Annotated in this window: 12 protein-coding genes; 8 read left to right on the top strand and 4 right to left on the bottom strand. The window is 44.3% G+C overall.

The features are described 5' to 3' along the window. Positions 1 to 4: 4 nt before the first annotated feature. Positions 5 to 601 carry a TetR family transcriptional regulator gene (locus ACL9RM_RS06745; RefSeq protein ID WP_250268070.1) on the bottom strand — a complete coding sequence of 199 codons (597 nt, stop codon included), beginning with the start codon at positions 599 to 601 and terminating at the stop codon, positions 5 to 7. A 247-nt stretch (positions 602 to 848) separates the two neighbouring features. Between ACL9RM_RS06745 and ACL9RM_RS06750 the strand changes: the two genes are divergently transcribed. From ACL9RM_RS06750 to ACL9RM_RS06770, 5 genes are all read left to right on the top strand, one after another. Further along, positions 849 to 1,970 carry an NADH:flavin oxidoreductase gene (locus ACL9RM_RS06750; RefSeq protein ID WP_250268071.1) on the top strand — a complete coding sequence of 374 codons (1,122 nt, stop codon included), beginning with the start codon at positions 849 to 851 and terminating at the stop codon, positions 1,968 to 1,970. A gap of 303 nt (positions 1,971 to 2,273) precedes the next feature. Beyond that, complete coding sequence (locus tag ACL9RM_RS06755; RefSeq protein WP_250268072.1) at positions 2,274 to 2,696, top strand: MarR family winged helix-turn-helix transcriptional regulator; 423 nt, start codon at positions 2,274 to 2,276, stop codon at positions 2,694 to 2,696. A 71-nt stretch (positions 2,697 to 2,767) separates the two neighbouring features. After that, entirely contained in the window at positions 2,768 to 3,349 is a 582-nt protein-coding gene (locus ACL9RM_RS06760; protein WP_235308102.1) for an NAD(P)H-dependent oxidoreductase, read from the top strand. A 345-nt stretch (positions 3,350 to 3,694) separates the two neighbouring features. After that, positions 3,695 to 4,132, top strand: a complete 438-nt coding sequence (locus ACL9RM_RS06765; RefSeq protein WP_061831339.1) for a MarR family winged helix-turn-helix transcriptional regulator — start codon at positions 3,695 to 3,697, stop codon at positions 4,130 to 4,132. A gap of 21 nt (positions 4,133 to 4,153) precedes the next feature. Further along, the gene (locus ACL9RM_RS06770; RefSeq protein ID WP_025718529.1) at positions 4,154 to 4,984 is read left to right on the top strand and encodes a DegV family protein; all 831 of its coding nucleotides are present in this window, start codon (positions 4,154 to 4,156) and stop codon (positions 4,982 to 4,984) included. Between the two features lie 73 nt (positions 4,985 to 5,057). Here ACL9RM_RS06770 and ACL9RM_RS06775 read toward each other — a convergent pair whose 3' ends face one another. The 3 genes from ACL9RM_RS06775 to ACL9RM_RS06785 all read right to left on the bottom strand — a co-directional run bounded on the left by ACL9RM_RS06775 (position 5,058) and on the right by ACL9RM_RS06785 (position 9,227). Next, positions 5,058 to 5,693, bottom strand: a complete 636-nt coding sequence (locus ACL9RM_RS06775; protein WP_250268908.1) for a BclA C-terminal domain-containing protein — start codon at positions 5,691 to 5,693, stop codon at positions 5,058 to 5,060. A gap of 210 nt (positions 5,694 to 5,903) precedes the next feature. Then, complete coding sequence (locus tag ACL9RM_RS06780) at positions 5,904 to 7,130, bottom strand: MFS transporter (RefSeq protein WP_250268073.1); 1,227 nt, start codon at positions 7,128 to 7,130, stop codon at positions 5,904 to 5,906. 69 nt (positions 7,131 to 7,199) lie between these two features. Beyond that, complete coding sequence (locus ACL9RM_RS06785) at positions 7,200 to 9,227, bottom strand: beta-galactosidase (RefSeq protein WP_250268074.1); 2,028 nt, start codon at positions 9,225 to 9,227, stop codon at positions 7,200 to 7,202. 138 nt (positions 9,228 to 9,365) lie between these two features. On the opposite strand from ACL9RM_RS06785, the gene ACL9RM_RS06790 reads away from it, so the two are divergent. The 3 genes from ACL9RM_RS06790 to ACL9RM_RS06800 all read left to right on the top strand — a co-directional run bounded on the left by ACL9RM_RS06790 (position 9,366) and on the right by ACL9RM_RS06800 (position 13,523). Further along, positions 9,366 to 10,202: an AraC family transcriptional regulator gene (locus ACL9RM_RS06790; RefSeq protein WP_069291699.1), complete on the top strand. Its 837-nt coding sequence runs from the start codon at positions 9,366 to 9,368 to the stop codon at positions 10,200 to 10,202. Positions 10,203 to 10,395: 193 nt separating this feature from the next. After that, on the top strand, positions 10,396 to 12,213 hold the full coding sequence (locus ACL9RM_RS06795; RefSeq protein ID WP_061831344.1) for an APC family permease: 1,818 nt from the start codon (positions 10,396 to 10,398) through the stop codon (positions 12,211 to 12,213). 191 nt (positions 12,214 to 12,404) lie between these two features. Next, a complete protein-coding gene (locus tag ACL9RM_RS06800; RefSeq protein ID WP_250268075.1) occupies positions 12,405 to 13,523 on the top strand; it encodes an acyltransferase family protein in 1,119 nt (372 codons plus the stop codon). Positions 13,524 to 13,666 lie beyond the last annotated feature (143 nt).

Consider the following 13,666-nt stretch of genomic DNA (forward strand, 5'->3'; position numbering starts at 1 on the left):
TCTACTAAGAAATTTGTGAAACTAGAGATAAGACAACCCCATTGAATATTAATGGCACAGCTCTCTCGGCTAAATCTGTAGGGGACTCTTTTTTTCCTTCCACATTCCAGCGAAAGGTTACACCATAAATGGACCAGCTTAAAATAGTCGCGGCAAGTTCTAACGTTCTTGGGTCTGTATTACTGGTTCCTCTTGTTATGAGTTGAAGTATGAATTGCTCTAATTGATTCTTAATATGTTCTTCCAGGATGGGTGCGACTGAATTATATTTATGGACGCATTGGTTACTAGTGTCATGATAGTCGCATAACGAAAGAATAAGTTTCTGAATGGTCCCCTCCGACAAACGCGCCTCAGCATCAATCCTCTTAATAACATGCTCCAAAAATGCTTCTGACAAAAGGGTTTCAAGCAGTGCATATTTATCTTGAAAATGTGCATAGAACGTAGCACGGTTAACGGTGGCTTTTTGGGTAATGTCATTGATCGTAATCGTGTAGAAGTCTTTCTTATTTAATTGGTCAGTGAATGCGTCGAGAATTAGTCTACGTGTTCGAATGACGCGCGGATCGTTTGGGTTGGGTGAGGTTACACCAGGCATCCTCAAGACACTCCTTTCAGGTAAATTAAATGATTCCCCCATTATAAACATGTGTTGTTTTGTCAACAAGTGAGTTTAGTTATACAACAATTTTATAACCCTTTTGGTTAAGCAACAGAATGAACATTTTGTCGGTTGAATGATAAATTAAACATTGCTAACATTTCACTTGCACCCCGTTTGATGGTGCACGAGCCTTTTATAAAATCGCTAAAAAGCGATAAAAGAAAATGAGGAGGTACAATCCTTGAGTGATCAACCGCAAAATGTCCATTCAACAGAATCTTTATTTCAACCTTATACCATTCATAATCTGACCTTACAGACTCGTATTGTAATGCCGGCAATGGGCCGCGCTTTTTCACCAAATGGTGTGCCAGGACCGGATGTAGCCGCTTATTATCGCCGTCGCGCAGAGAATGATGTAGGCCTTATTATTTCTGAAGGCGCAGTGATTGACCATCCGGCTGGAACAAGTGAGCCGAGGATACCTAATTTTTATGGGGAAGCGGCTTTAAACGGTTGGGCTGAAGTGGTCAGACAGGTTCATGAAGCTGATAGTAAAATTTTCCCACAACTTTGGCATATGGGGATGGCTCGTCCTTTGGGATCTCAGCCGAATCCCGAAGCGCTATCGATTGGTCCATCGGGGCTGGATCTGGAAGGCAATAAAGTGACCGAGCCGATGACAGAAGAAGAAATCGCCAAGGTCATTGGCGCCTATGTCGATGCAGCGGCGAATGCAAAACGACTGGGCTTTGACGGCGTTGAAATTCACGGAGCACACGGCTATCTGGTTGATCAATTCTTTTGGGAGAGAACGAACCAACGTACGGATCGCTATGGTGGTGATATCATAAAACGTGCTCAATTCGCCATTGAGCTTGTGGAAGCTATTCGTGCTGAGGTTGGCCCTGACTATCCTATTGCCATGCGTCTATCCCAATGGAAAATGAATGATTACAACGCAAAGCCGTTCGATACACCGGATAAACTGGGGCAGCTCCTGAATGTGTTAGTACAAGCGGGCGTGGACATCTTCCATTGCTCGACACGTCGCTTTTGGGTACCTGAATTTGAAGGCTCCGATTTGAGCTTTGCCGGATGGGTGAAGAAGCTGACTGGAAAAACCACGATTACGGTTGGCTCTGTAGGTCTGGATGAGGATTTTGTAAGTTATACGGAAGGGAAAGGGGCAGGACACCAAGATATTAATGAACTTCTGGAACGGCTGGACAACAATGAATTTGATCTGGTAGCTGTTGGGCGTGCGCTTCTGGGAGATCCTGCTTGGGCTACGAAAATACGTGAAGGCCGAATTCATGATCTTCAAACCTTTACACCTGAGTTACTTCAAACGCTCAACTAAAACATATCATACTTTGAACACCTCTTCATTTCATAAATAAACACTGTAAGCCAAAATACTCAAAGTGAGGTAAGGAACTTTGGTATTTTGGTTTTTTTATGCGTCTGGATAGTAGTCCATCATGAACCATTTTAGATTAAGTCATATTTTCTTTAAAACTGCTCCATTTAACAAGCTCCTATCTAATTTGGATCTCATTATAACAGACTTAATCCTAGTTCTTTGAAATCATTCATATACTAAAACCAGATCAGACTGACATCAATACTTGATATATATAGATGTCTATGTAATAATGCTTGTATGTTAAAAAATAATGCAGCTGCACTGATAGGAACCATTAGAGACTCGATCAATAAATTGATTGTGTCTGAGCTTGAAGCGAATGGAATTGAAGGGATTGTTCCTACTCATGGTGGAATTCTAATGTTCCTTTATCAAAAGGACGGGCTTTCCATTAAGGAATTGACGCAAAAAATTTCTCGTCAGCAACCCACTATCACTGTTTTGATCGACAAGCTAGTGAAGTTGGGGTATGTCGAAAGAAAAAAAGAAAGGGAGGATAGTCGAGTTACCCTGATATTTCTGACCGATAAGGGAAGAGAGATAGAGCCTATATTTGAGATGATCTCCAACAGATTACAAGAAACCATCTATGGTGGTCTCAAAGATGAAGAAAAAGAACAGCTGGAATATCTGCTGGAGCATGTCAAAAACAGATTATAAATTTTTTGAGTAAATGTATAGATATCTATATTAATATCAAAATAACAATAAAACATCGGGAGGTTATTAAAATGAAACATCTTATCATCTATGCTCACTCTAACGCAGAAAGCTTTAATCATGCGATACTCGAAACGGTTGTAAATACCTTGAAAGAAAAAGGTGACGAAGTCGTTGTACGCGATCTATATGCCCTTGATTTTCAACCTGTATTAAAACCTGAGGATACTGCCGCTATGAGAGCAGGGCAAACCCCGGCTGATATCAAAGTCGAGCAGGAATACATCTCACAATCGGATACGATTACTTTTATTTCTCCCATCTGGTGGACAGGTCTTCCGGCTATCCTGAAAGGTTACGTTGACCGTGTATTTGCATACGGCTTTGCATATACGGCTGGTGCAGAAGGGATTAATAAGCTGCTTAGAGGTAAAAAAGGTTTTATCGTAAATACACATGGTACTCCTAACGCGATCTACGATGAAATCGGTATGACCGCAGGATTGAAGATCACGTCAGATACGGGGATTTTTGATTTCGTTGGAATTGAATCCGTCGGTCACTTACTGCTTGGAAGTATTGGTTACCTTGATGAAGATGGCTATAAAGGACTGCTGAAGCAAGTCCAAGACACGGTTAAAACGGTGCTGTAAAGTCAGTTTATGTTCTCTTAGAAACGTAAGACATTCTTTAAATGATGAGGTCAACCCGTATTTAGTGGTTGGCCTTTTCTTGTAAATGCTTATATTTCTCCAACATCCCGGTCCATAGATCTTTGAATTTGTAATAGCATCTAAACCGTTTCATCTTATGTAACAACTCCTTTACCGTAAACTGGCAAGAGGTGATCAAGCGTATTTTTTCTTATTCGACGCTGAGCTCATTAACCCTTGTATTAAAATTCACAAATATTTCATTGTTATTATCGTGGGCAATTCATTATAGTACATAGTATTAATAGTTAACTGTATGTATTATGTGTGTTGCGGAGGTTCACTATGAAAGATTATGAACTAAGGGACGAATTGAGAGAATCCGTTAACCGGATTTATGGCATGGAATTATTCAGTAGCCTGACGGAGCTTGTTCAGGGGGAAAACCATGTGCTTCAATATTTAGTTCAGCATCGGGATGATGAAATTAATCCTTCCTTGCTCAGCGATCATCTGCATGTATCCAGATCAAGAATTACGGCAGCGCTTACGGGATTAAGAAAAAAAGGCTATGTGACTATGGAAATGTCTGAGCATGACAGACGACGAATGTGTGTAAGGCTCACAGTAGATGGTGAATCCTTGATCAAACAGAAGCAAGAGGGAATTGAAGGTTATTTTGAAGCGCTTGTGGTAGGTTTGGGTGAGAAGAATGTGAAGGAATTTATACGGTTAATTGAGCTTTCTTTGAGTATTATGAATGCGCGTTCTATTGAAAAATAACATAATGTGAGGGTGTACCGGGTGAGATATAAAATAATAGCGGATAGCTGCTGTGATTTAACGAGAGAGCTTAGAGAAGAGATGCAAGTTACTACGATTCCGTTGAATATGACGCTGGGAGATAAATGCTTTGTAGATGATGACACATTGGACTTGCCTCAGTTTATGGAAGAAATGAAAGCCTGTACAACCAAAATTGGATCCGCATCACCGTCACCTATGCTGTATAAGGAAGCCTTTCAAGGTGCGCATACTTCTTTTGCCATTACATTATCCAGCAACCTGTCCAGTTCGTATTCCAGTGCATTGGTAGGAAAAGATATGGCGGAAGAAGAAGGGGCGGATGTTCATGTATTTGATTCGAAAAGCGCTTCGGCTGGACAGCTCTTGTTAGCTCTAAAACTACGCAAGTTGATTGACGAGGGATATCATAAAAGCGAAATTATTTCTTCCTTGGAGAGCTTTATTAGCAAGATGAAAACCTACTTTGTTTTAGAAAATCTGGATAATTTGGTTAAGAACGGACGGATGAATAAAATCACTGGAAAGATACTTTCACTCTTGCATATCAGGCCTATTTTAGGCTCGGATGGTGACGGTAATATCGCATTTTTTACTCAAGCACGCGGTCAGAATCAAATTATCGAAAAGCTGGCAGATACTATTGAAAAAAGTGGCCGGGCTACCGAAGGGGAAAGCATCGTCATTACTCACTGCAATAATCCTGGGCTGGCGGAAAAATTAATGAATGCGCTGAAGAAACGCTATCAATTTAAAGATATTCATATTGTGTCCACCAGAGGGATTAGTTCAATGTACGCCAATGACAAAGGGATCATTATGGCCTTTTAAAAATATTCAGGGTTTATCCTCGCTGTATGGATAAACCCTTTTTAGTACACGGAGACTTTGCGGGAGTTCAAGCCTATCCCAATTTTCTAATGAGGACAGAAGCGTTTATGCTGGCTTGAGTTCCTTTGGCTTGTGTTTGCAGGGTAACAGCAGTAGTAGAGCTATGGTTTCGCAAAGTAAGGACGTCACCGCATGCCAGAGCGAGGATGGCTTGCCCTGTGTTCTGTTGTGTCCCGGCTCCTGAGCCGTATACAGTTCCCTCAGCCAGTGCGCCATTAATAAAGAGGGCGAATTGGTTAGGTTCCACACCGGACACCGAAAAGTGAACTTCATATTTTCCAGCATCGGATATAGCAATCTGTGTAGTTCCTGGAACATGAGCAATTCCAGGTGTAAGTATACCGTTTGTATCCAAAATGACATCCCCTTCAATCGGAACAACTTGGGGCTTCACATTATAAATATAACCGAACTGCGCTAAATCACCTATGGTTCCAGAATCCCCTTCAGGCCCTAAAGCGCCATGATTAATATTCACACTTACAAGTTGCTTTTTGACGATGATGTCTTTCCCGAACCCTTTCCGTTTCGAGCGGCCTTTTCTTTTTTGGGGCTTTTCCTCAAACTTTTTTTCTAACTTATCAAACCAGGCACGGACAAAAACATTTTTTTTACGGCCTTTTTTTCGTTTTAATTCAGGATGACCCAATACAAACACCTCCATATGGTTTGTTGTATACTACTCCATTCATCTAGAGGAGGCATGGATATCTGTCCTGTGACCTATAGGAAACGATCTATTTTGACTAAAAACAGGCTGCTGTACAAGGTGCATTCGTCTAGTATGTAAAAAAGCACCTTTGAATGTGCACTTGGATGACAACCAAGGAACAGACAAAGGCGCCAGTAGAGACGTGTATCATGATGAAGCGGTTTGAAGCCGTTTTTTGCGCACATATAGGGCGTACAAGATGCCCCCAAGCAGACACAGGATGCAGGCGAAGCCTGCCAGCAACCACGCCGATGAGACTGCTCCACCACGATCCATGCTATTTCCGAGCCATAAAGGCAGCAGAGCTCCTCCAACTCCACCTGCGCCTATAAGCAGGCTGGTGGTGGATTCTTCGGTGCCTGGCATCATTTTGCTGGCAAAAACAAGTGCGATGGAGAAGATCCCGGACATGCCCAGCCCCAGCAGTACAATAAGGATAAAGGCGCCGGCAGTGCCTTTGATCAGCGGGAACACGCACAGCAGCAAGGTCGCTGCCAGCGAGCTCAGGGCGACAAAGACACCGTAGCCGTATCGATCGGCAATGTAGCCTGTGAATAACCGGCCGGTAGCCATTGCTAACCAGAAGCAGGTGACACTAAGTGCTGCTTCGGCTTGCGTGAGACCCAAACGTTCGATGAACATGGAGGGCAGGAAATTAGCCAGGCTCATCTCTGTTCCTACATAGATAAAGAAAAAGACGATAAATAGTGCAAGTAGCTTCCAATTGCCTATAGGGCTACCTTTAGAAGCCTCCACCGTGGGGGATTTGGGTGAGTTGGTGGAGAGCGCATGGTTGTCACCTCTGTGTTCCTGTTGGTCTAATACAGCGTCCAGCGTGCCGAAGGACCCACGCAGCCAAGCTATGACGGTCACGGCTGCAAACATGGAAATGATGGGAAAGGCCAATCGCCACCAACCGAGAGCAATGAGCTGGCTGGCGATAGCGGGCATAGCCAACGCGCCGATCCCAAAAAAGACTTCCAGACGGCTCATCGCCGCGCCCGTTCCTTGAGTAATACCGCTGATAATAATAGTGCCAATGAGTGTTTCTACCATGCCGAAGCCAAACCCGGCTGCTGCCCCGACGGCATATAGCCAACCCCAAGGCAGCAGCAATGAGTACAGCACTTCAGCCGCGCACAGCAGGAGCAGGGCGAATACTAGACTTCGGCGTTTGCCGAAACGCCGGGCAAGCCACGGCGACAGCAGGACTCCAGCCAGAAAACCGGAAAATTGAGCGAAGATTAGGCTTCCGCCGTCCGTATAGTTTCTACCGTAATGCTCTAACAACACAGGCAGTAGGGAGCCTACAACCACGTGTGCCAGGCCGATTAAAAAATAAGACAAGCTGCCGATCCATAGCAGTCGTTTCATGATGAACTCCTTTGATACCTAGATTTGACTCATGCGGCAAACTGAACTGCATGAGTCAAATCTGAGTGATTATGATAGCTCCAGTACTTGAAAGCCGTAGCCTTCAATAGAAATATCTCCTTCCAGGTATTTACCGCTGATCAGCTCGTTCCCTTTCTGATCATCCAGATGATATTGCTGCGTCTGGGCGTTATGATTCAGAACGAATAGATACGATTTTCCATCTTTGGTCCGTACAGTGGCTTCTACACCCGCAGGAGCGCGCAGTAGGGATGGAATCCCTTTTTGCTCACAAATGTAGCCCAGCAGGCCATCAAGGAAAGTCTCTTCAGGATCTGAAGCAACGTACCATGCCTCACCTTGACCGAAACGATTGCGTGTCAGCACTGGCATGCCCTGATAGAAATCATCGCCGTATTCGGCCAGCACCTCAGCGCCTTCGCTATGCAACAAGTCGCAGAGCAGATCGCATTTATATTCACCTTGTAATACGCCCACCTTTTCTTTCAATACAATGCGATTGTGTGATTCCGGCAGAAGCGCGTCTATTTCTTCCACCCAGATCCCAAGCAAGTTACGCAGTTTACCAGGATATCCTCCGGTTGTGACCAGATCATTTTCATTTACAATGCCACTGAAAAAGGTCGTTACGAAGGTGCCGCCATGCTCTGTGAATTGTTCCAGCTTCTCGGCGGTACCCGGCTTGACCATGTAGAGTACAGGCGCGATAATGAGATCATATTTCTGGAAATCTGCATCAACAGAAACCAGATCTACCTGTACATTCCGCCGGAAGAGGGGAGCATAATACTTGTGCACCTGATCCACATATTTCAAGGCGACAGAAGGGCCGCTTGATTTTTCTAAAGCCCACCAATTGTCCCAATCGAATAAAATGGCTACTTTGGCATTAACGGTCGCGTCAAGTAGCGTGTTGCCTAATGCGCCAAGCTCACTGCCAAGCTGTGCCACCTCGCGAAATACACGTGTGTTCTCATGCCCGGCATGTTCAATGACGGCCCCGTGGAATTTCTCACAAGCGCCGATCGAGCGGCGAAGCTGGAAGAACATGACCGTGTCGGCGCCATGCGCGACTGCCTGATAACTCCATAACCGCATAACGCCAGGCCGTTTAAGCGAATTATACGCCTGCCAGTTCTGCTGGCTCGGTGTTTGCTCCATCAGCATAAAGGGGTGCCCATCCTTCAAGCCGCGCATCAGATCGTGCGCCATCGCCGTATAGCTTATCGGAGTATTGGCCCCGGGATAGCTGTCCCAAGATACAATATCCATGTGCTTAGCCCATTTAAAATAGTCCAGTTGTTTAAAAAAGCCCATCAGGTTGGTCGTTATCACGGCATCGGGAACATGTTTTTTAATCGCGTTATACTCCAGCAGATAACAATCAAGCATACTGTCTGAATTAAAGCGTGCATAATCGAGGGATATGCCCTGAAAGGTCGAGTGATTTTCTCCCCAATGCTCGCTCAGATTATTTGGCGGTACAATTTCATCCCAATCATAGAAGGTGTGACCCCAGAAGGAAGTATTCCACACCCGGTTTAGTTCTTCCAGTGATCCGTATTTTTGCTTGAGCCACACGCGAAATGCGGCCGCACAGTTATCACAATAGCAATCCCCGCCGTACTCATTGGACACGTGCCACACGAGGATTGCAGGATGGTTTTTGTATCGTTCTGCAAGTCGGTCAGCCATCTGCTCCGCATATTTTCGGTACGTTGGGCTATTCGGACAAGAGTTGTGGCGTCCGCCGAATTTCCGCTTACGCCCGTCAGCATCGACCCGCAGAATGTCGGGATAACGCGTTGCCATCCAGGCTGGATGCGCTGCCGTGCTAGTAGCTAAACAAACGAAGATATCGCTTTCATAAAGACTGTCAATCAATTGATCCAGCCATTCAAAATGATATGTGATTTCGTCGGATTGAATTTTGGCCCATGAGAATACGTTGACCGTGGCGATATCAATCCCTGCCTGCCTGAACATCCGTAAATCTTCCTGATGCGTGGCCTCATCCCATTGCTCAGGATTATAATCTCCACCGTAAAATACTTTAGGAAGTTTACTGCTTATCATGCCAATCACCTCTGTATATAAGAATAATCCTATCTTATAATACAAATAACTGCTTTTAAATATAATAAAATGAACGTGTATATAACAATATGGATCTACATGTGAAATACATACCCGCATACGCCGGAGGTGCTTTTTATGATTTTAACTCCCCATCATTTAAGATTTTTCCTGACTACGCGTGAGCATTCTTTACCCCTTTTTATTGAAAGTATCGGATTTAACAGCAGGCAGGAAGATGTGTCCCGTCCAGAGGGTTATCCGTGCTTTCACTGGATTCAGACGGTGTCTGGTGAAGGGATGTTTACATTTAAAGGGGGGAGTTTCCGTCTGGGAGAGCAGTCCGGGGTTCTGCTGCTGCCCGGGGAATCGCATGCATACAGACGGGCGACCAAGGTATGGCGAACGTTATACATTACATTTGACGGCCCCATCGCCGCTGCTGTATTGACTGCACTGGGATTGAAGCATACGCGTGGGTATCATTGGGACCCGGATAGCGAGCTACACAGCTTTGGGGAAACTATGCTCCATTCCATGGTTAGTGAACGTGATTTGTCTGGATTAGATGCTTCGGCCAATATGTATCGTTTTCTGACTCTACTGCGTAAACATGGACAACATAGCTCGATGCCTTCCCTATCCCATAATGTTGAACGTTTAACCCCTGTACTGGCCTTTATGGAGCAAAATTATGCCAGTCCAGATGTGGGCCTAGGTGATATGGCAGTTATGATGAATGTCAGCTCCCGTCATTTAAATACATTATTTAAGCAAGCGTTTGGTGTGACTTCTTATGCTTATCTGATTGTAATTCGGCTGCGGAAGGCCAAGGAAATGATGACGGAATATCCACAATTAACAGTAAAGGAGATTTCGGAGCGAGTAGGATTCCGAGATGCCAGTCATTTTGTGGCAACTTTCCGCCGAGCTGAAGGAATTACGCCTGAAAGGTTCAAATTACTGTATACATAAGGGTATTTTATCGAAATACTCTTTCTTACTCGGGAATGCTCATTTTAGGGAGCATTCCTTATTGTTTTTTTAAGGATGAGGGAGTATAAAATAATAGTTCATTTGTTTCATCAATCTGATGTTCAGGTGACATAATAAACATAAGATCCATAGTTCTTTTGCAAAACCCTCATCCAAAGAAGGAGTCAACGAAATGCTGAGTAAAGTCAAAAGATTATTAATCGGTCGTCCGCGAAAGTCGACGGCCCTTGAAGATGAGAAACTGAATAAGCTCAAGGCACTGGCCATTCTGTCCTCAGATGCCTTGTCCTCTGTAGCTTACGGAACGGAGCAAATTCTGCTGGTTTTAATTACAGCCGGCTTCGCTGCTCTATGGTATTCCATTCCTATATCCATTGCGGTATTAGGATTGCTGATCATTCTGATCCTGTCCTATAGACAGACCATATTTTCCTATCCTGGTGGCGGAGGAGCGTACATTGTTGCACAGGACAATTTGGGAAAGAGTCCGAGTCTGATTGCAGGTGGTTCTTTGCTGGTCGATTATATTCTGACGGTAGCAGTTAGCTCATCAGCAGGTACAGATGCCATTACATCGGCGTTCCCGTCGTTACATGATCATCGGATCGCCATTGCTCTGATTATGATTATCTTTTTGACTATTATGAACTTGCGCGGGGTGACAGAATCTGCCTCGGTGCTGGCTGTACCGATTTACTTATTTGTTGTTGCGATTTTTGTTTTGATTATTAGCGGTATCATTCATTACGTGGCAGGGGGAGCTCATGCTGCAGCACCGCAATTTGGAGCTACGGTATCCAACGTCAGTCTGTTCCTATTACTGAAGGCGTTCAGCTCGGGTTGCTCGGCGTTAACTGGGGTAGAAGCTGTCTCGAATGCCATTCCGAACTTCCGCAAACCTGCTGCCAAAAATGCAGCAACTACACTAATGATGATGGGTTTGATTCTCGGGTGTATGTTTATCGGAATTAGTTTGCTGGCTTATTGGTACGGTGTTCGTCCTAATCCGCATGAAACGGTCATCTCGCAAATTGCGAACGCCACTTTCGGGCGCGGTGTGATGTATTACATCATTCAGGGCGTAACGGCGCTCATCTTGTTTTTGGCGGCGAATACAGCCTATTCGGCCTTTCCGCTACTCGCTTTTATGCTCGCTAAGGACAAATACATGCCGCATATGTTCATGGTTCGTGGAGATCGGCTTGGTTATTCCAACGGTATCCTGTTTCTTAGTATCTTCTCGGCATTGCTGGTCATCGTATTTGGCGGCAACACAGAAAATCTGATTCCGCTTTATGCGGTAGGGGTATTTATTCCGTTTACCCTTTCACAGCTTGGTATGATGATTCGCTGGATCAAGCTCAAACCGCCAGGCTGGATCGTCAAACTTGCTATTAATACGGTTGGGATGCTGACCACGCTGTCGATTACGCTTATCTTTATCTTCACCAAGTTTAGCCAGGTGTGGGTAATCTTTATCTTCCTGCCCTTGGTTCTGTATTTCTTTATGAAGATCAATAGGCATTACAAAAATACGGCTGAACAACTGCGCATTGATATTACCAAGGATAAACCTATGGTGAAAGGCAATACGATTATTATTCCGGTGGCAGGTATTACGCGAGTCGTTATGAATACGATCAGCTATGCCAAAACCTTGTCGGACAATGTGGTTGCCGTATATGTGGGTGTGGATGATGAAGCGATTCGCAAAATGGAACAGAAATGGGAAGAGTGGGATGTCGGTATACGTTTGGTGGTACTGAAATCCCGTTATCGCAGCATTATTAATCCGCTTCGCAAGTTCATCGATACAGTAGAGTGGAAAAAAGCAGACGAGGACCATATCACTGTTCTCATTCCACAATTCATCACCAAGCACTGGTGGGAAAATATTCTACACAATCAGACCAGCTTACTGATGAGAGCTTATTTGATTAATTATAAAGACGTGATCGTAACGACCGTTCCTTTTCATTTAAACAAATAAAGTCACTGCCAATTGGCCCATACTCATTTGCGTGAGCTGACGATAGTAATGACAAAATGAACATCTTTTGGCCGCATTTCTTTGCGGTCGGAGGATGTTTTTTTTGCATAACAGAGATATTTACTTTAGTGATACATTTTGTGTATTATAGATACAAAATGTATCATTCGAGACTGTTATGGAGGGATACGATGCCCGAAGCCACGGGGAAAATGGAAGATGACAAGCTGCAATTTGTAGATACGCTGAGGGCGCTGGCTATTATTGGAGTTTTACTTGTGCATGTCAGCCAGCATGTAGACGGATTAAACGGATGGTTGCAAAAAGGCTTGAGTATAGGAGCTAAAGGAGTCGCTTTATTTTATATGGCCAGCGCTTTTACACTATTTCTGTCCTTGAGCAGACGTTCAGGTGACAAGAAGGAAAGAATTTCAGCTTACCTGTTGCGTCGTTTTTTTCGGATTGCTCCTTTGTATTACGTGATGTTAGGAATCTATTTGGTTGTGAACGGGACAGGTCCAAGATTTTGGCTTGGAGATCAGGAGGGAGTCACTGCCGCCAATATCGCTGCTCATGTCCTGTTTTTGAATGGTCTGAATCCGTACTGGATCAACAGCATTATTGGTGTGGAATGGTCCATTGCGGTGGAATGTATGTTTTATCTGTTTATCCCCCTATTATTTAAGCTGATCCGATCAGTCCGCCATGCGGTCTGGTTTGTTGTGATGGCGCTTGTGGTAAGCTTTGGGCTAAATACGGTATTTGCTCAATATCCATGGATTAGTGATCACTCTTTATGGGGGCACTATCTGTATTTATGGTTTCCGAATCAATTGCCTGTCTTTGGGCTAGGTATATTGTTGTTTTTCATTTGGAAAGACGAGCGGCATTGGAAAAGTATAGACCGAGTCAGTGGAGGTTTGCTGCTTGTTTCTGTGCTATTTGCATTTTTTGGAGGCATGACCGATTATCTCCTAGGTTTCGGGTTGCTACTGGGAGCGTATGCTTTGTATCACTGGCAGCCGATATGGCTGCTTAATTGGTTATGGTCATGGATCGGCCGCCTTAGCTACAGCATGTATTTGACGCATATGCTGGCTCTGGGACTAATCGTACAGCTTAAAATACCTTTTGCTCCCCTAGTCAGCCTCACACTTATGTTTATCATGACGTTGCTAGTCACCATCGGACTATCCTGGTTTACCTACTCGTGGATTGAACAGCCCGGCATCCTTTGGGGGAAAAAGCTTATATCACGTATGAAGCCTGTCCGCAAGCAGGGAGATTCGGTCAAAGAAAGTGTTGCCTAAGCTACAACTTGAAGCAGCATCCGATAACATTTGGTTGAAGTGCTTGAATAAATCTATGAAATAATTGAAAAGACCTCTTGAAAAGTAGCTCCCAGCCCTTTATATTCGATGTACATCCAAGTTTTTGAATACACCGATGAGGT

Origin of the sequence: Paenibacillus sp. S29 (genome assembly GCF_049319765.1) — a bacterium.
Classification (GTDB): domain Bacteria; phylum Bacillota; class Bacilli; order Paenibacillales; family Paenibacillaceae; genus Paenibacillus; species Paenibacillus polymyxa_B.